Origin of the sequence: Oribacterium sp. P9, assembly GCF_046365365.1 — a bacterium.
Classification (GTDB): Bacteria; Bacillota; Clostridia; order Lachnospirales; family Lachnospiraceae; genus Oribacterium.
In genome coordinates, this window is the sequence record NZ_JBKEIS010000007.1 from 56,478 (window position 1) to 72,338 (window position 15,861).

Genomic DNA, 15,861 nt, shown 5'->3' on the forward strand with positions numbered 1-15,861 from the left:
CACATGGAGTGCAGGCATCCGGAACAGCCTGCCCGTCGGAAAACGCAGCGCGCACAGGGCAGCACTGCGTCGTCGGTATCATCGGCGCGCCGGCTTATGCCTGCGCGCAGTTCATCGGATTATAGTGATTCATCGCGTGCTCCACGCCCTGGTTCACGATGTCAAGGATGGCGTCCGCCACCGCGTCGTAGGTATCCGCCATCACCGCTGCGTCGTTCCGATCGAACTTCGCGAGCACATGATCCGCAAGGTCCATGTACTCCGGCTTCTGACCGACACCGACCCGCACCCGCGGGAACTGATCCGTACCGAGGCACTGAATGATGGACTTGAGGCCATTGTGACCACCCGCCGAGCCACCCTTCCGGATCCGCATGCGACCGACAGCGAGGTTGATGTCATCCGACACCACGATGACCTGCTCCGCCGGAATCTTATAGAAGTTCGCGAGCGGCGCGATGCAGTTGCCCGACAGGTTCATGTAGGTCAGCGGCTTCACGATGATGAGCTGCTCCGGCCCCGCCGGCGTCATCACCCGTGCCTTCGTATAGACCCCCTGAAACTTCGTCTCGTTCAGCTTCAGCCCGCCCAGCTTCTCGCAGAGCGCCTCCACCGCCGCGAAACCCGTATTATGACGTGTACCGATATATTTCTTCTCCGGATTTCCCAGACCCGCAATCAGATACATAAAACTCCTCCATATAGCAGTCACCGTTCAGAGCGACTCTCCAGACGCTTGTCTGAATGGTAACGGTTGTTAACGATTATAAGCACAACAAAAGCAGCATCGAAGGATATCCTACTCTCCGTCCGGTCCCACCGTACACGCCATCATAACACAAATTAATATATTTCACATCATATAAGCGATTCCATGAATGGATATATTTAAAGAGACGGTAACAGTTCAGCCGGGGTGATTTTGTAAGGCGGATAATTTTTAAGGGATGTCCATACCGGGCACCTCTTCTCGTTTGCCTGCATGGGGCGGGGCCGATAAGTAAATAGATAAAGGCAATCGAATGGGGTGGGCAAACAAACAAAAAGAGACGCCTGCCGAAGTCCCTTATCGAAAAATGGCGCAGGGCTCTCGCCCTGCGCCATATACTATTGAAATCAATATCCTTCCGTCTCGGAAATCATCTCCGCCTGATACTTATCCAGGATGATCTCATGGATCGCTTCTCTGGTCGAAGATTTGATCGGATGTGCGATGTCTCTGTACTCACCATCCGCCGTCTTTCTGGACGGCATCGCGATGAAGAGACCCTTCTCACCCTCGATCACCTTGATATCGTGGATGACGAACTCATTATCGAAGGTGATGGAGACGATCGCCTTCATCTTGCCTTCCTTATCCACCTTGCGGATCCGTACATCTGTTATCTGCATGCTTCGATCCTCCTGTTACATCTGATACCGTGTATTTTTTTCTACGACGATCTTGATGTCGTCCGGCGTACCGATGTAGGTCGTGTTGGCACGAATCGTGTCGCGGCTCTCGACGATACAGTTCTCGATAACGGTATTATCGCCAATGTATACATCATTCAGGATGATCGAGTTCTTGATCACGCAGTTGTTTCCGACATAAACCTTACGGAACAGAACGGAATTCTCGACGGTACCGTTGATGATGCAGCCACTTGCGAGAATCGAGTGACGCACGTTACAGTCCGGGTTGTACTTCGCAGGAGGATTATCCTCGAGCTTCGTGTAGATACCCGGCAGCTCCTTGAAGAAGAACTCGCGGATATCACGGTTCAGGAAATCCATATTGGTCTTATAGTACGACTCGACGGACGCGATGTTTGCCCAGTAGGTGTCGATCTTATAACCATAGATGCGCTTTACGTTCTTATAGCGTACCAGGATATCACTGACGAAATCGGTACGATCCTCATCGTGTGCCTTCTCGAGGAGCTCGATCAGCTGACGACGACGGATGACGTAGATACCGCAGGAGATGGTGTTCGCGTCGGTCGCGATCGGTTTCTCCTCGAAGTCGACGATCCGGCCGTCCTCGTTCATCTTTACGCAGCCGAAGCGGGTAGCATCCGTGTTCGGCTCCATGGTCTTCACCACTACGGTGATATCTGCCTTCTTGTTGATGTGATGCTCGAGCACCTTTGCGTAGTCGAGCTTGTAGATGCCGTCGCCGGAAGCGATGATGACATATGGCTCATGAGACTGCTTCAGAAAATCGAGGTTCTGATACAGTGCGTCGGCGGTGCCACGGAACCAGTCGCTGTGCTCTGCGGTGATGGTCGGTGTATAAACATACAGACCACCCTGCTTACGACCGAAATCCCACCACTTCGAGGAGGAAAGGTGCTGGTTCAGAGATCTAGAGTTGTACTGTGTCAGTACAGCCACTCTCTGAACATGAGAGTTCGACATGTTGGAAAGAGCGAAGTCGATGGCACGGAAGGATCCGGCTACCGGCATCGCAGCGATCGCTCTCTTATTCGAAAGCTCCCGCATACGCTTGTTATTACCACCTGCTAAAATAATACCTATCGCTCTCATAATGTTCCGTCCTCCTTGATGATTGCTCCGCCGCTTGCGAGTAATCCGTCAGGATAATCCTCTACTGTCGTTACGCCATAGATTGCGGTGTTTCTTCCGACCTTTACATTGTCCGGAATCACAGAATTCTCGCCGATGGTGGCCAGCTCTGCGTTGTAAACTCTCTGATCATATACACTCGGCTCGAACTCACCGACACCGATCTCACAGTTCTGACCGATCTTTACGTTCTGTGCGATGACGCCCTTATCGATTCTGGTACCTGCGCCGATGGTTGCACCGGACATGACGACAGAATCGTTCACCACTGCACCGGACTCGATGGTGACACCCTCGCCGATGACAGAATTATGAACCTCACCATGGATCTCACAGCCCTCTGCGATGATGCAGCGCTCTACGTGAGAGTTCTGGGAAATAAACTGTGGTGACGGGTTCTTCGTGTCGGTAAAGATCTTCCAGTACTCCTCGTAGAGGTTGAACTCCGGAATGATCGATACGAGCTCCATGTTGGCCTGCCAGTAGGACTCGAGTGTTCCGACATCCTTCCAGTAGCCGTTAAACTCATACGCGAAGATGCGGCTGCCCTTATTGAAAAGATAAGGGATGATGTGCTTACCGAAATCCTCACCTGGAACATCCTTGTTCGTGATCAGCGCTTCACGAAGCACCGGCCATGAGAAGATATAGATACCCATGGATGCAAGATTTGACTTCGGTACCTTCGGCTTCTCCTGGAAGTCGATGATACGGTTATTCTCATCGGTTACAGTGATACCGAAACGGCTCGCCTCCTCCATCGGAACAGGCATCGACGCAATCGTACAGTCGGCATTCATCGCCTTATGGTACTCGAGCATAACCTCATAATCCATCTTATAGATGTGGTCACCGGAAAGGATGAGTACATAATCCGGGCTATAATTATCGATATACTCGATGTTCTGGTAGATCGCGTTTGCTGTGCCTGAGAACCAGTCCGCACCGTTCTGCGACTCATACGGCTGCAGAATCGTTACGCCTCCTCTGTTACGATCCAGATCCCACGGAATACCGATTCCGATGTGGGCATTCAGACGTAAAGGCTTGTACTGCGTCAAAACGCCGACTGTATCTACACCTGAATTAATGCAGTTCGACAGTGGGAAGTCAATGATCGAGTACTTTCCACCGAAGGATACAGCAGGTTTTGCGACATTCTTTGTGAGTACGCCAAGGCGAGAGCCCTGGCCGCCAGCGAGCAGCATGGCGATCATTTCTTTTTTAATCACGTCATCACCTCATTAGTAATATAAGTAGTAGAAAAATATCTAGCTGTACATAGTATAGCACTCTACGTCCCGCATGTTAACTAAGAAAATGGTTATTTTGACAGTAGAATAACGAATTTTACATAGGTATTTCGTAATAATTACACAATTTACCACAATTCAATATGGCATACTGGTTCACCAGACATAAATTTTCTTCTTTTAGAGCAGTTGTTTCGGCAAAAATTTCCGGTACTTTGCATACCGCAGGCATAGCACTCGATACTATCTGTCTGTGACTGTCCAGATGTAGTGTAACTCGGCGGACAGTAGTCGGAAGCCGAGCTACGTCTGGACAGTCACGTCGGGAAATCTAAAAAACGCCGGGGCATCGCCCCGGCGCATTGCGCTCATCATCTGTTTAGATATCGCAGTTACCAACGGTTCTCGGATACGGAACCACATCGCGGATGTTCGACATACCGGTGATGTACATCACGGCACGCTCGAAGCCGAGACCGAAACCACCATGACGCGTCGTACCATACTTACGAAGATCGAGATAGAAATCATACTGATCCATCTCCATGCCCATCTCGTTCATACGCTTCAGAAGCTTGTCGTAGTCCTCCTCACGCTGTGAGCCGCCCATGATCTCACCGATCCCCGGAACGAGACAGTCGACCGCAGCGACGGTCTTTCCATCCGGATTCTGCTTCATATAGAAGGCCTTGATGTCCTTCGGATAGTCTGTAACGAATACCGGACGCTTGTACAGCTGCTCGGTGAGGTAACGCTCGTGCTCGGTCTGAAGATCCACGCCCCAGCTTACCTTGTACTCGAACTCATCGTTATGCTTCATGAGCTCATTCACCGCATCCGTATAGGTCACACGTGCAAACTCGGAGTTCAGAACGTGGTGGAGACGATCGAGCAGTCCCTTGTCGACGAACTGGTTGAGGAAGGCCATCTCTTCAGGAGCATTGTCCAGCACATACTGAATCATGTACTTCAGCATATCCTCCTCACACTGGATGACATCATCGAGGTCTGCATACGCAAGCTCCGGCTCGATCATCCAGAACTCCGCCGCATGACGCTGTGTGTTCGAGTTCTCAGCACGGAAGGTCGGTCCGAAGGTGTAGATGTTGCGGAACGCCTGCGCGAAGGTCTCGCCGTAGAGCTGACCGGACACCGTGAGGCTCGTCTTCTTGTTAAAGAAATCCTGGCTGAAATCCACCTTGCCGTCCTCGGTCATCGGAACCTGGTCGAGCGGAAGCGTGGTTACCTGGAACATCTCGCCCGCACCCTCCGCGTCGGAAGCGGTGATGATCGGGGTGTGTACGTATACGAAGCCACGCTCCTGGAAGAACTGATGGATTGCAAAGGCCACCAGGGAACGGATCTTAAATACGGCCTGGAAGGTGTTGGTTCTCGGACGCAGATGATCGATCGTACGAAGGTACTCGAGCGTATGACGCTTCTTCTGCAGCGGATAGTCCGGAGAGGACGCACCCTCGAGCATGACCTCGTCGGCCTGCACCTCGAACGCCTGCTTCGCATCCGGCGTCGCCACGAGCTTACCCTTTACGATGACCGCCGCGCCGACACCGTACTTCGCCACCTCCTGGAAGTTCGCCATGGTGTCATGGTAAACGACCTGAAGCGGGGTGAAGAAGGTACCGTCGGAAATCGTCAGGAAACCGAACTGCTTCGAATCACGGTTCGAGCGGACCCAGCCGCCGACCGTCACTTCCTGATCATAGTAGGCTTCTTTATTCTTGAAAATCTCTCTTAATGTAGTAACTTTCATCTCTAACCTCTGTTTCTATCTCGGATGTTCTCAGAAAACCGCGGAAAACCGCGATGATTTAACTGATTATAGCGTAAGGCTTCCCTGTTTTCAATGTCTCCGACGTTTTCTTTATCTTTATATTTCTGCGTAATTACGTTAAAATATAGAAGACTATAAACATTTTACAGGGGAGCTGTCATGCGTTTTATTCATGTTGCGGATGTGCACTGGGGGATGGTGCCGGATGCGGATCAGCCGTGGGGCCGGGATCGTGCCAATGATATCAGGGCGACGTTTCGTCGTATCATCGAGAGGTGTCGGGAGTCGAATGTGGACTGTCTGTTCATCGCGGGGGATCTGTTTCACCGTCAGCCGATGAATAAGGATCTGCAGGAGCTGAACTATCTGTTCGGGACGATCCCGTCGACGCATGTGGTGATCATCTCGGGGGAGCATGATCGGGTCGAGACGAACTCGGCACTGCTGAGCTTCAACTGGAGTCCGAATGTGCACTGGATCCTCGAGGATACGCCGCAGTCAGTGTACTTCGATGATATCAATACCGAGGTGTACGGCTTTTCCTATCATACGCGCGAGCTGCGGGAGACGGTGATCGACGGGATCCACCCGGCGGAGGATGGACACATCCATATCCTGCTGGCGCACGGTGGTGACCGGGACCACATGCCGGTGGAGACAGCGACATGGGCTGCACTGCCCTTCGACTATGTTGCCCTCGGGCATATCCACAAGCCGACCGAGCTCGTGGAGCGCCGCGTGATCTATGCGGGCACGCCGGAGCCGCTCGAGCAGGGTGAAACGGGGCCGCATGGCATCTACGTCGGGGACATCCACCCGATCACGCACCGGATCCAGAAGCTGGAGTTCGTACCGCTCGCCGCGGCGAGCTATGTGCCGCTGCAGATTTCAGTGACGGAACGCACGTCGAACGAGGAGCTTCAGCGCCTGATCTCAGCGGAGATCGAGAAGCGGGGCACGCAGAACATCTACCGGCTGCGCATCACGGGGAAGCATGATCCGGAGGTGAGCTTCGATCTCGCACCGCTCCGCGAGCGCTACCGCATCGTGACGGTCGAGGATATGTCCGAGCCGCAGTACGATTTCGTCGCGCTGTACCGGGAGCACCCGTCCGACATGATCGGCTTTTACATCCGAAAGCTCCTGCGGGAGAATCCGGATGACATGAGTGAAATCGAGAAGAAGGCGCTGTACTATGGTATCCATGCGCTGCTGCAGTCGCAGAAAGGAGGTCTGTGATGCGATTGATCGACCTCCATATCGAAGGCTTCGGCAAGTTCCACGACCTGAATCTCCGCTTCGCCGAGGGCATGAACATCCTGTACGGCCACAACGAGGCCGGCAAGTCGACGCTGCATGCGTTTCTGCAGGCGATGCTCTACGGGCTCGAGCGGCGGCCCGGCATCGGGAGCGCCGCGAAGCTGCACAAGAAGTACCGGCCGTGGGATGCGCCGGAGCGCTTCGGCGGGACGCTGCGCCTCGCGCATGAGGGGAGCATCTACCGTATCGTCCGTGATTTCAATGCAGACGACCTCAGCGCAGATGGCGCAGCCACGACGACAGCGGGCGGCGCAGGGCTGACAGGCGGAGCAGGCGCCGGCTACGGCGCGGCTGCGATGGCTGGCGCCGGGACAGCCGGGATAACCGGGGCCACAGGCACCGGAATGACCGGGGCGGCGACGCTGGCGAGCGTCGGGCGCGCGAGCGGAGCGGCAGCACCGGCGGCCGGCGCGGACGCCTGTCCGCTGGAGATCTGGGACGAGACGGCGGGCGTCCGGGTGCCGGATCCGCGGGGCTTCCTGCAGGCGATGCTGGGCGGGATTTCCGAGACGGCGTTCGAGAACACGGTGTCGATCGGGCAGCTCCGAAGCGCGACGAGCCGCAGCATGGTGCATGAGCTGAAGTCCTACATCACAAATCTCAGCACGACCGGCGATATGTCGCTCGACTCCGCCGGGGCGCTGAAGCTTCTCCGGCAGCAGCGCAGCGCGCTGGAGGCGAAACGGGTGCCGGAGGCGGCGAAGTCCTACGCGCAGCTGATCGGCGAGATCCGGAACATCGAGCGCGAGATCGCGCAGCCGGAGTACGAGAATCAGCTTCGGAAGTACCAGGCTCTGCGTTCGGAGGTCCGAACGGAGCAGGTCGACCGGCAGACACGCCGGGAGGAGCTGCTGCAGAAGACGGCGGCCCAGGAGGCGGTGCTCACGCAGGCCGGCTTCGACAGCGGCGACGATATCCTGGACGCAAAGGAGCACGCCGACATGCTGTACAGCCTCTATCAGATCGGCGCGGAGCCACGGGAACGGGTGATTCGCATCGCTCTCCCGCTTCTCTTCGGCCTTCTGACGATCCTCTGCGGCATCGCGGCTGTACTGATCACAGCGATCGAATTCCCTGCCTTCGCACAGCGCTTCCATCTCGCGCCGGAGAAGGTCCCGGGTCTCGTCGCGGCGGTGTCGGGAAGTGGCCTGAGCGCGACGATCCTTGTGGCCACGAGCATTGGCCTGCTCGTACTGTGCATGCTGCTCTTCGTCTGGCGGCTGTACGCCAATGCTGCGAGGACGGGCTTCCTTCGGGAGACGGCGGCCGAGCTCAGCGCGATGCTGACGAAGCAGATCGGTACGGCGGACGTCAGCGATGCCGCGATGGAAAGCTTCCGGACACACATGGATGAGCTGCTGCGGGCCGAGGAGGAGCTCGAGACGCAGCGGACGACGCTTGCGGAGGTGAGCGCGGAGCTCCAGAATCTCAGCAACGATGAGCGGCGCTACGATGTCGAGCTGCAGAAGCAGAACGAGAAGCAGACGGAGCTCGAGGGGAAGCTGCAGCACCTCGCAAATGTGAAGAACCGCGCGGAGATGCTGAAGCGGACGCTGGACGAGAACGACGCGATCTCGACGGAGATCGATGCGATCAATCTCGCGGCGGAGACGATGACAGAGCTACAGAGCTCGATTCAGTCGAGCTTTGGACACTACCTCAACAAGGAGGCCGGTGAGCTGATCACGGGCATCACGGGCGGGGTGTACGACTCGATGTGGATCGACCAGAACCTCGACATCTTCATGAACACACCAGGGAAGATCGTGCCGATCGAGGACGTCTCCTCCGGCACGATGGATCAGATCTACCTGGCCCTGCGCCTCGCCACCGCGCGCCTGATCCAGAGCGACACCGGCGCAGCGACTTCGACAGGTGGTGCCGGACGGGCCGGTGCTGACGCAGAGGCTTCGACGGGTGCCGCGGGGACGCAGACTTCGACGGCGGACGGAAGCGACGGCGCAGCGGAAGCACGGCTGCCACTGATCTTCGACGACTCCTTCGCGATGTACGACGAGCGGCGGCTCGCGTCCGCACTCCGCTACATCACGGAGATCCACCACGGCCAGATCCTGCTGTTCACCTGCCACACACGCGAACAGCGCATCCTCGAAAACGAAGGCATGAAATTTAACCTGATTGAGATGTGATGCTCTATCTGGTGAAATCGAGATTTCTTCAATGAAAATTTAAAAGCGCAGCGAAAAGAGGCCCGATCGGAGCCTCTTTTCGTTTGCCTGACTATTCGATTCTACTTCCTATATCTATTTACATATCGAATAGAGCTTTCTTTATTAAGTTTTCAATTTACACCATTATACGGACACAATGAGAAACTATATACGGAAGGACTTTTTCAGAAATCGTGTCTATGAGAATTACGCTCCGAAACCGGATTCAGGAGAGAAACTATACATGGAAGGACTTTTTCGGAAATCGTGTCTATGAAAATCGAAATCAGATGCTGATTTTCGCTGTCAATCGCCGATTAAATATACACGATTTCAGAATGAGAACGTCCGTGTCTATTTTACCTGTCGATTTTCGATTTCAGGCAGGAAATCCATATACACGAAAGTGAGCATTTATAAGAAACTACTTTTTCACATCAAAAAGACCGCTCCGGCAGCTGTGGCTGTGGAAGCGGTCTTTTTTGATTGGATGTTTTTTCACTGGAAACAAATTGGTTTTCCTCACTCCTCGATAACTTCGATGCGGAGGTAGTCGAAGCTGATCGGTTCCATGAAGCAGTCTTCGCGGAAGACGGTGACGGACTTCCGCTGGAACTCCCGGATGTTCGTGGAGAGCCAGATCGGTACGGCGAGGTCCATGTACTCACAGATTTCCTTCAGCGCGGTGAGCACGTGATCGGTACGGGACATGCTGTAATCCTCCTGGCGGGAAACACAGTCCAGCACGATGCGTCCATCCTTATAAATTGTGCCACTCATACGAAACATAGGATTCTCCTTTGTAATGTCAACTGACTCGACCGCTCTGGTGCCCTTGCCTGAACTGCTGTAAAGCGATGTCGAGAAACGATCTCGGTATCGTCACACTCTGGTGCCCCTGCCTGAACTGCTGTAAAAAATCGGGGATGTAAACCGTTCTGAAGCGCCTTTTCGTTTATCACGAAGTAGATAAATGCTATAATAGTTTCAGAACGGAAGAAATTTATTTTTGCGGTTCTGCGTTCATGGTTTATTCAAATATGGATACTATGATGAAGTAAATCTGTAGTTTATTACCTTAATGGAAATAAACAGAAAAGTAAAGACCGTGTGAATCATGAATTCATCGCTTTCAGGAGGACGGAAGATCATGGGACTGGAAATAGAGAATCCACAGCAGTTTTTAGGGGAGGCGAAAATCGCCGTCGCTGCTTATCAGAAGGTGAGTGAGAGTCTGAAGTCGCAGCGCGAGCAGGAGAAGCAGCTGTCTGCCGCACTCGATAAGGCGCGGAAGGAGATGCAGGACAAGATTCAGAAGACGCTGAAGGCGCGTGGTGATGAGATCACGGCGACCTACGATAAGCAGCTGAGTCAGGTCGATGCGCGTCTCAAGAAGGCGCAGGACGAGCGCGAGCATGCCCGCAAGGAGGGAATGAAGGGCCGCATCAAGCGGGAGACCGAGCCGCTGGTCACCGAGAACAAGGAGCTGAAGCGTCAGCTGGCCGCGATCTTCAAGCGGGATCATGTGCCGTCGATCTGCAACTCGAGTGTGTTCTACACCCTGTTCCGCCCATCCGGCTTCGTCGAACTCTTCCTCTGCCTGCTGACCTTCGTTGTGCTCTTCGCGGCACTCCCGTTCGGCATCTACTACTTCATCCCGGCGCATAAGATCTGGCAGCTGGTACTGATTTACGTCGTAGACATTCTCCTGATCGGGGGGATCTATGTGTCGTTGATGAATGCCACCATCGGGAAGCACTCCGCGGTGATCCGTGACGGTCGGAAGATCAAGAATCAGATCCGCAGCAATCGCAGGAAAATCAAGTCGCTGACGAAGTCCATCCGGACGGATGCGGATGACACGAACTATAATCTGCAGTCGTACGACGATGAGATCGCGAAGGCGCAGCAGGAGCGCAATGATGTCATCAGCCGCAAGCAGGGCGCCCAGAACACCTTCGAAACCGTGACGACGAACATCATCACGGATGAGATTGAGACCGCGGCCCGCCCGCAGCTCGAGGAGCTTCAGAAAAACTTCAAGGCGGCCACCGAGCTCCGCCAGCACTTCGAGAATCAGGAGAAGGAGCAGGCGCTGAGTCTCTCCCGGACCTACGAGCAGTACCTCGGAAAGGCCCACATGAACGCGCAGGACATCGACCGCATCGCCGAGATGCTGCAGCAGGGCAGCGCGACCTCGATCATCGACGCCGTCGCACAGCTCGAGCACCCGGCACAGTGATTTCCGACCTGAAGGATGACCAGCATGGTGACGACTTCATCATGAAATTAAAAGAGGATGCATCGCCTTGCCTGACGGTTTCATCACGAAATTTAAAGACCGCTCCCACAGCCACAGCTGCCGGAACGGTCTTTTTGATATAACAGTATTCCCTTATGGATGCGCACTTCCACTCTACGCGTTCGTGTGCATGTTGTCGTTTACCTGCACATGGAGGAATGTCTGGCACAGCACCTCATGATGTTTCGCTCATCAGATTCTCGCTACGAGTGCTTCGGTGAGCTTCACGCAGTGCTCGATGGCCTGCTTTTCAAAGGTCGGGTAGTCCACGTGGGCGGAGTCGTCGGCCTTGTCGGAGATGGCACGGATGATGACGAACGGCACCTTATTCTGCCATGCGATCTGGGCGATGGCCGCGCCCTCCATCTCGCAGCAGCGGCCCTGGAAGTGCTTGATGATCCAGTTCTTCGTGTCGCTGTCGGAGACGAACTTGTCACCGCTGCAGACGCGGCCGATGAAGGTGCGGATCTCCGGGTTCACGCGGCGGTTCTCCTCCTCCGCGGCAGCGATCAGACGGTCGTCCGCATGGAAGGCCATGGTGCCGACGCGCGGGATCTCACCGAGCTGGTAGCCGAAGTTCGTCGCATCCATGTCGTACTGCACTGCATCCTCCGAAAGGACAATGTCTCCGATATTGATGTGGGCGTCGAGGGATCCGGCGATGCCGGTGTTGATGACGCAGTCCACGGCGAAACGGTCGATCAGCACCGCTGTGCAGGCGCCAGCATTGACCTTGCCAATGCCGGAGCGCACCACGGTGACGTCCTTCCCGTTCAGCTGGCCGGTCACGAAGCTGAGTCCGTTGTGTACTTCGGTCACCGCGTCGGTGATGTCCGCCTTCAGCTTCTCGACCTCTTCATCCATTGCTCCAATAATTCCAATCATTTCTAAACCTCTTAATTATTATTTACGACTTCCCGCAGCACGGCGATGACCTGGTCGACGCCGTTCCCCTGCTGGGACTGCTCCATCGCGGCGATGTACTGGGCGCGCTTCGCATAGACGGTCTCGATGGCCGTCGAGAGAAGCGTCGAGTCCTTCTCCATCGCATGCTGGTCGAGGACGTAGCTGAAGCCCTGCTTCTCGAAGGACTCCGCGTTCAGGATCTGATCACCGCGGCTCTGATCGAGCGGCAGCGGGATCAGGATATTCGGCTTCTTCAGTGCCAGCAGCTCGCAGATGACATTGGCACCGGCGCGGGAAATCACGACGTCGGCGAGGGCGTAGAGATTCCGGAGTCCGTCGGACAGGAACTCGTACTGCTTATAGCCCGGCGTGTCGGCGAGCGACTCGTCGAGGTTGCCCTTCCCGCAAATGTGGATCACGTCGTACTTCTCGAGGAGCTGCGGCAGCATCGCGCGGAGCGCTGTGTTGATCGCCACAGAGCCCAAGGAACCACCGATCTCCATGAGCACCGGCTTCTCACCGCTGAATCCGGTCATCGCGAGGCCATCCTCGCGGGTACCCTGCAGAAGCTTCTCACGAATCGGCGAACCGGTCAGCACGGCCTTGCCCGCCGGGAGCGACTTCGTCGTCTCCGGGAAGTTGCAGCAGATGCGGCTCGCGGCACGAAGGCAGAGCTTGTTTGCGAGTCCCGGCGTCATGTCGGACTCATGCGTCACCACCGGAATATGCAGGGCATGCGCCGCCCAGACCACCGGCACGGCCACGAAGCCACCCTTACTGAACACGATGTCCGGCTGGATCCGCCGAAGCGCCCGCTTCGCCTCCCCGTAGCCCTTCAGCACACGGATCGGGTCCGAAAAATTCCGGAGATCGAAGTAGCGACGCAGCTTCCCCGTGGAAATCCCCGTGTACGGCACCTCCTCGTGCTCCATCATCTTCTTCTCGATGCCGTCGTAGGAACCGATGTAGTGCACCTCATAGCCGTCCGCCCGAAGACGCGGCATCAGTGCGATATTTGCAGTGACATGACCAGCGGTACCACCACCGGTCAGCACGATCTTTTTCGTCATCATCGAATAAACTTCTCCCATCTATGCTGCGGCCCCAGCATTGGCCCAGGCGCAGTGAAGCGCCCGCGTCCGCCCAGGGGCACAGCGATATGCTATCAGCGCTCGTTGTTCAGCGCCGCCTGCAGCTTCTCGCAGGTATCCGCTAGCTCCGCCGCGTCGGTCGTGCCCGGCTTCCAGAGCACCATCTCGTCCTCTGTGCCGTAGCGCGGGATCACGTGCGTGTGGAAGTGATGTACGGTCTGACCGGCCGCCTCGCCGTTGTTCTGCACGACGTTAAAGCCCTTCGCACCGAGCGCCTCCATCTCCGCGATGCCGATGCGACGCGCGAGCGGCATCACCTGCGCTGCCACCTCGTCCGGCAGCTGCGTGAGGTCCTCATAATGCTCCTTCGGGATGATCAGGACGTGGCCCACCGTCGCCGGGCTCGCGTCGAAAATCACGCGGAAGGTGTCATCCTCGTAGAGGGTGGTCGTCGGAATATCTCCATTGGCAAGCTTACAGAAAATACAATTCTCGTCTCTCATATGCTATACTCCTTTCGGATGCGGCTTCGCCGCAGATTACAGAACATTATAGTATTTCGAGCCACATTTCACAACATAGAAAGGAACGAAGATGAATTTACCGAAGGATCCCGTCATGCTGCTGAGCTACCTGAACACCCAGCTCCGCGACAACTACAACTCGCTCGAGGCTCTCTGCGACGCCCTCGACGCCGACCAGGCCACCATCGAAGCGACCCTCGCCGGCATCGACTATCACTACAACCGCGAACTGAATCAGTTTAAGTAAGGAGAAACCACTATGAGATGTGTTATCCAGGTCGTCAACCACGCCTCCGTCACGGTCGACGGTGAACAGATCGGCCGCATCGGCCGCGGCTTCCTCATCCTCCTTGGCGTCGCCGAAACGGATACCGAAGAGCTTGCAGACCGCATGGTCAAGAAAATCTGCGGACTCCGGATCTTCCCGGACGAAAACGGCAAGACCAACTGCTCCCTCGCCGATGTCGGCGGTGAACTCCTCGTCGTGAGCCAGTTCACCCTCTATGCGAACTGCAAAAAGGGCAACCGCCCGAGCTTCATCGAGGCCGGTGCCCCGGAGAAGGCCGATGCTCTCTACGAGTATTTCATGGCTGAGTGCCGGAAGTACGTGCCGACCGTCGAGCACGGCCGCTTCGGCGCCGACATGAAGGTCGAGCTGCTGAACGACGGACCATTCACCCTGATGCTGGACTCTCAGCAGCTATTTGGAGAATAAGTTTTATAAAGAGGGGACAGGCCACACGGCCTGTCCCCTCTCTCTTTCTACTCTACCGAATTAACGGCGATTTCTCTTCGTGAATCGAATGCCGAACCATCCGAGCAGTACCAGTACGGCTGCCAGGAATCCAAAACCGAAGATCGACATCATGGACTCGTCGCCCGTTCTCGTCTTTCCTCTGCTTGCTCCCTTTACATTACCGCCATCCTGGCCCTTCTTATTCCGGCCACGGTTCGCACCGAGTACGTTACCGAACTCGTCAGTCTCGACCTCCTCAGACGGACCATGGTGACCGCCATTGCCGCCACCCGGATTCGTCTCCGGCGCTGTCGTCTCTACCGGCGTAGTTTCCGGTACGGTCGTCTCCGCAGGTGTCGTCTCAGCCGGTGTAGTCTCTGGTGTCGGATGCGGATGATCTCCACCACCGCTACCGCCGGAGGACTTGATCCGCTCATCACAGATCTTGATGACACCGTCCTCAAGCTTGACATCATCGGAGCTGCCTGCCAGTGTGATCTCACCCTTCTCACCCACGGTGAAGTTCATATCGCTGATCGTGTAATAACCACTCGGCGCTGTCTCCTCGTGAATCGTGTAGGTCTGCCCCGCCTTCAGGCTCGAACCGAAATCATGCGTCTCACCCGACTTCGAAATCCACTCCGCAACCACTGCACCTGTGGAATCCTTGATCTGGATCTTCGCACCATCCAGCTCACGCGTGCCGGTGCGCTCGAACTTGTTGACCTTGAAGTCGATCGACTTATTCGTCAGCTGTACCACGGTCTTACCATCTTCTGTAGAAGACTTCGAATCCGTCAGTACATAACCAGGAATCTCTTCCTCGGTTACGGTGTAGTTGATCTTTTGACCCACCTTTCCTTCCTTATATACCGGAAGACCCGTGAACTCATACGACCAGTCACCACTTGCATCCGCACTCAGCGTCTGCTCTTCCTTCAGCACATGATCTGCATACAGCTTCACCTTGATTTCTGAAGGACGCTTACCAGACGCATCGTTAGAATCATCCCAGGTCTTCTTAACGAGGACACTGGTGGTTGCAGGCGTATGCGTGTTGGTGATCGTAAATCCAGTCTCGGCATCGCCACTTACGCTTGCTCTGTAGCCATCCGGTACATCGATCTCTTCTACTGTATATGTGATATCCGTACCGCCGTTCTTCTTTGCAAGGTCTGTCCACTCATGCTTCCAGTTA

Annotated in this window: 15 protein-coding genes; 5 read left to right on the plus strand and 10 right to left on the minus strand. The window is 55.5% G+C overall.

Annotation, left to right across the window (positions count from 1 at the left end; all coding sequences use genetic code 11):
• Positions 1 to 94 precede the first annotated feature (94 nt).
• The 5 genes from pth to asnS form a co-directional block, all read right to left on the minus strand.
• On the minus strand, positions 95 to 688 hold the full coding sequence (gene pth, locus ACK8P7_RS06055; RefSeq protein ID WP_410043325.1) for an aminoacyl-tRNA hydrolase: 594 nt from the start codon (positions 686 to 688) through the stop codon (positions 95 to 97).
• A gap of 428 nt (positions 689 to 1,116) precedes the next feature.
• The gene (gene spoVG / locus ACK8P7_RS06060; protein ID WP_410043326.1) at positions 1,117 to 1,392 is read right to left on the minus strand and encodes a septation regulator SpoVG; all 276 of its coding nucleotides are present in this window, start codon (positions 1,390 to 1,392) and stop codon (positions 1,117 to 1,119) included.
• Between the two features lie 15 nt (positions 1,393 to 1,407).
• A complete protein-coding gene (gene glgD, locus ACK8P7_RS06065) occupies positions 1,408 to 2,529 on the minus strand; it encodes a glucose-1-phosphate adenylyltransferase subunit GlgD (RefSeq protein ID WP_410043327.1) in 1,122 nt (373 codons plus the stop codon).
• Positions 2,526 to 3,800, minus strand: coding sequence for a glucose-1-phosphate adenylyltransferase (locus ACK8P7_RS06070; protein WP_410043328.1), 1,275 nt, complete (start codon positions 3,798 to 3,800; stop codon positions 2,526 to 2,528). Before ACK8P7_RS06070 ends, glgD begins: the two co-directional genes overlap by 4 nt.
• Before the next feature lie 400 nt (positions 3,801 to 4,200).
• Positions 4,201 to 5,592: an asparagine--tRNA ligase gene (gene asnS, locus ACK8P7_RS06075; RefSeq protein ID WP_410043329.1), complete on the minus strand. Its 1,392-nt coding sequence runs from the start codon at positions 5,590 to 5,592 to the stop codon at positions 4,201 to 4,203.
• 180 nt (positions 5,593 to 5,772) lie between these two features.
• Between asnS and ACK8P7_RS06080 the strand changes: the two genes are divergently transcribed.
• Positions 5,773 to 6,852 carry an exonuclease SbcCD subunit D gene (locus ACK8P7_RS06080; RefSeq protein WP_410043330.1) on the plus strand — a complete coding sequence of 360 codons (1,080 nt, stop codon included), beginning with the start codon at positions 5,773 to 5,775 and terminating at the stop codon, positions 6,850 to 6,852.
• Positions 6,852 to 9,083 carry an ATP-binding protein gene (locus ACK8P7_RS06085; RefSeq protein ID WP_410043331.1) on the plus strand — a complete coding sequence of 744 codons (2,232 nt, stop codon included), beginning with the start codon at positions 6,852 to 6,854 and terminating at the stop codon, positions 9,081 to 9,083. Before ACK8P7_RS06080 ends, ACK8P7_RS06085 begins: the two co-directional genes overlap by 1 nt.
• Before the next feature lie 543 nt (positions 9,084 to 9,626).
• Here the strand turns inward: ACK8P7_RS06085 and ACK8P7_RS06090 are convergent.
• The gene (locus ACK8P7_RS06090) at positions 9,627 to 9,884 is read right to left on the minus strand and encodes a hypothetical protein (protein WP_410043332.1); all 258 of its coding nucleotides are present in this window, start codon (positions 9,882 to 9,884) and stop codon (positions 9,627 to 9,629) included.
• A 370-nt stretch (positions 9,885 to 10,254) separates the two neighbouring features.
• On the opposite strand from ACK8P7_RS06090, the gene ACK8P7_RS06095 reads away from it, so the two are divergent.
• Complete coding sequence (locus tag ACK8P7_RS06095) at positions 10,255 to 11,346, plus strand: hypothetical protein (RefSeq protein ID WP_410043333.1); 1,092 nt, start codon at positions 10,255 to 10,257, stop codon at positions 11,344 to 11,346.
• Positions 11,347 to 11,598: 252 nt separating this feature from the next.
• Here ACK8P7_RS06095 and ACK8P7_RS06100 read toward each other — a convergent pair whose 3' ends face one another.
• From ACK8P7_RS06100 to ACK8P7_RS06110, 3 genes are all read right to left on the minus strand, one after another.
• Complete coding sequence (locus ACK8P7_RS06100; RefSeq protein ID WP_410043334.1) at positions 11,599 to 12,291, minus strand: 5'-methylthioadenosine/adenosylhomocysteine nucleosidase; 693 nt, start codon at positions 12,289 to 12,291, stop codon at positions 11,599 to 11,601.
• Between the two features lie 11 nt (positions 12,292 to 12,302).
• Positions 12,303 to 13,385 carry an undecaprenyldiphospho-muramoylpentapeptide beta-N-acetylglucosaminyltransferase gene (locus ACK8P7_RS06105; protein ID WP_410043335.1) on the minus strand — a complete coding sequence of 361 codons (1,083 nt, stop codon included), beginning with the start codon at positions 13,383 to 13,385 and terminating at the stop codon, positions 12,303 to 12,305.
• A gap of 92 nt (positions 13,386 to 13,477) precedes the next feature.
• The gene (locus ACK8P7_RS06110) at positions 13,478 to 13,906 is read right to left on the minus strand and encodes an HIT family protein (protein ID WP_410043336.1); all 429 of its coding nucleotides are present in this window, start codon (positions 13,904 to 13,906) and stop codon (positions 13,478 to 13,480) included.
• Positions 13,907 to 13,997: 91 nt separating this feature from the next.
• Between ACK8P7_RS06110 and ACK8P7_RS06115 the strand changes: the two genes are divergently transcribed.
• On the plus strand, positions 13,998 to 14,174 hold the full coding sequence (locus ACK8P7_RS06115) for a DUF4250 domain-containing protein (protein WP_410043337.1): 177 nt from the start codon (positions 13,998 to 14,000) through the stop codon (positions 14,172 to 14,174).
• Positions 14,175 to 14,186: 12 nt separating this feature from the next.
• Positions 14,187 to 14,642, plus strand: coding sequence for a D-aminoacyl-tRNA deacylase (dtd, locus tag ACK8P7_RS06120; RefSeq protein WP_410043338.1), 456 nt, complete (start codon positions 14,187 to 14,189; stop codon positions 14,640 to 14,642).
• Between the two features lie 60 nt (positions 14,643 to 14,702).
• On the opposite strand, the gene ACK8P7_RS06125 is transcribed toward dtd, so the two are convergent.
• Positions 14,703 to 15,861, minus strand: a 1,159-nt coding sequence (locus ACK8P7_RS06125; protein ID WP_410043339.1) for a Cna B-type domain-containing protein, incomplete at its 5' end; no start/stop codon positions are given.

Excerpts from the sequence above, each read along its gene's own strand:
- pth (WP_410043325.1), bottom strand. The coding sequence starts at position 688 with ATGTATCTGATTGCGGGTCTGGGAAATCCGGAGAAGAAATATATCGGT.
- spoVG (WP_410043326.1), bottom strand. The coding sequence starts at position 1,392 with ATGCAGATAACAGATGTACGGATCCGCAAGGTGGATAAGGAAGGCAAG.
- glgD (WP_410043327.1), bottom strand. The coding sequence starts at position 2,529 with ATGAGAGCGATAGGTATTATTTTAGCAGGTGGTAATAACAAGCGTATG.
- asnS (WP_410043329.1), bottom strand. The coding sequence starts at position 5,592 with ATGAAAGTTACTACATTAAGAGAGATTTTCAAGAATAAAGAAGCCTAC.
- ACK8P7_RS06080 (WP_410043330.1), top strand. The coding sequence starts at position 5,773 with ATGCGTTTTATTCATGTTGCGGATGTGCACTGGGGGATGGTGCCGGAT.
- ACK8P7_RS06085 (WP_410043331.1), top strand. The coding sequence starts at position 6,852 with ATGCGATTGATCGACCTCCATATCGAAGGCTTCGGCAAGTTCCACGAC.
- ACK8P7_RS06090 (WP_410043332.1), bottom strand. The coding sequence starts at position 9,884 with ATGAGTGGCACAATTTATAAGGATGGACGCATCGTGCTGGACTGTGTT.
- ACK8P7_RS06095 (WP_410043333.1), top strand. The coding sequence starts at position 10,255 with ATGGGACTGGAAATAGAGAATCCACAGCAGTTTTTAGGGGAGGCGAAA.
- ACK8P7_RS06100 (WP_410043334.1), bottom strand. The coding sequence starts at position 12,291 with ATGATTGGAATTATTGGAGCAATGGATGAAGAGGTCGAGAAGCTGAAG.
- ACK8P7_RS06105 (WP_410043335.1), bottom strand. The coding sequence starts at position 13,385 with ATGATGACGAAAAAGATCGTGCTGACCGGTGGTGGTACCGCTGGTCAT.
- ACK8P7_RS06110 (WP_410043336.1), bottom strand. The coding sequence starts at position 13,906 with ATGAGAGACGAGAATTGTATTTTCTGTAAGCTTGCCAATGGAGATATT.
- ACK8P7_RS06115 (WP_410043337.1), top strand. The coding sequence starts at position 13,998 with ATGAATTTACCGAAGGATCCCGTCATGCTGCTGAGCTACCTGAACACC.
- dtd (WP_410043338.1), top strand. The coding sequence starts at position 14,187 with ATGAGATGTGTTATCCAGGTCGTCAACCACGCCTCCGTCACGGTCGAC.